Source organism: Bacillus sp. z60-11, assembly GCF_046464135.1.
Lineage (GTDB): Bacteria > Bacillota > Bacilli > Bacillales > Bacillaceae > Bacillus > Bacillus sonorensis_A.
Genome location: NZ_JBIYSN010000019.1, coordinates 1 through 1,098, shown reverse-complemented (window position 1 = coordinate 1,098; position 1,098 = coordinate 1). Strand labels below are relative to the sequence as shown.

The following is a 1,098-nucleotide window of genomic DNA, read 5'->3' as shown; positions in this document are numbered from 1 at the left end:
TTTATGGGCATAGATCAAGAAATGAATCCAAAAATAGACGACTGGTTCAATCATGATTGGGATGCGGCAATCAAAGTTGCGAGATTGCTCGTTCTATTTTGGGAGAACGGCTGGAGAGATCTGAACAGCTCCGTTTCAAATTTTGAGGATGAAGAAACGGACAAGCTCTCTTTAGAAATCTATGAAAGGGCCATGTCGTACTTTAAGGGGAAGAAAGCATGACGATTATTCACTATAACTATTCGGATACGGAAATGAAAAATATTCTCGACAGCATGATCATTATTGTGGATACGAGGGAGCAAAAGAACCAGCATGTTCTTGACTATCTCCGCAAAAAGAACGTATCCATCAAATTCAAAGGGATGAAGACGGGCGACTATTCCGCCATGATCCCGAAAAACGAGGAATATGGGATCACCCGGGACATGTATTTGAACGCAGCTATCGAACGGAAAAACGGTGTTGATGAACTGGTTCAATCCATTAAAGACCGTTCCCGGTTTGAAAATGAATTGATTCGCGCGTCAAAATATCCCTTCACTCTTCTTGTGGAGGATCTGGAGGGCTATCAAAAAATACTGAACGGAAAATATCGCTCACAATATAAGCCGCAGTCCTTGCTTGGCAGCTTAAAAACGTTTGAAGTCCGTTACAATTTCTCAACCGTTTTTATTAACCCGAGCGCGACCGGAAACTATATCTATCATCATTTTCATTACATGGCCCGGGAACTGTTAAAGGGGGGCTTTGTGTGAATGAATTAATGAAGGCTCTTTATTATGAAAGGAAAAAGGACGAGCTTAAAGCGCGGCTGCTTAAAATGGGGTATTTTAAAACACCTGACGGTCGGCAGCTGTATGAGCTTTCATTAACTGAATTAGACGAAATATTCAAAAAGAAATTGATTGAAAGGGGAAAATGACCCATGGCATTTGTAGGTTTTGAAGAATCACAAGAGGTGCGGCAGCTGGCCGAAAGTTTAATTGATAAACATCACCCACATTTAAAAGATGCAAAGGAACACATCGGTTTTTACATCCGGGAAGGTAGCAGCAAGTGGGCTGGGAAGGCGAAAAAATGCACGGCCTTTGAGCG

3 protein-coding genes and 1 pseudogene are annotated in these 1,098 nt (G+C 42.0%); all 4 read left to right on the top strand.

What is annotated here, in order from left to right; genetic code table 11:
* Positions 1–222: pseudogene (locus ACINLD_RS22265) on the top strand (hypothetical protein); the annotation flags it as partial.
* On the top strand, positions 219–758 hold the full coding sequence (locus ACINLD_RS22260; RefSeq protein WP_020450341.1) for an ERCC4 domain-containing protein: 540 nt from the start codon (positions 219–221) through the stop codon (positions 756–758). The pseudogene ACINLD_RS22265 and the gene ACINLD_RS22260, both read left to right, overlap by 4 nt.
* Positions 755–925, top strand: coding sequence for a Fur-regulated basic protein FbpA (fbpA, locus tag ACINLD_RS22255; RefSeq protein WP_017695850.1), 171 nt, complete (start codon positions 755–757; stop codon positions 923–925). The genes ACINLD_RS22260 and fbpA overlap by 4 nt, the downstream gene beginning before the upstream one ends.
* A gap of 3 nt (positions 926–928) precedes the next feature.
* Positions 929–1,098, top strand: a 170-nt coding sequence (locus tag ACINLD_RS22250; RefSeq protein ID WP_410207190.1) for a putative metallopeptidase, incomplete at its 3' end; no start/stop codon positions are given.

Coding starts and splice junctions, on each gene's coding strand:
- ACINLD_RS22260 (WP_020450341.1), top strand. CDS start 219: ATGACGATTATTCACTATAACTATTCGGATACGGAAATGAAAAATATT.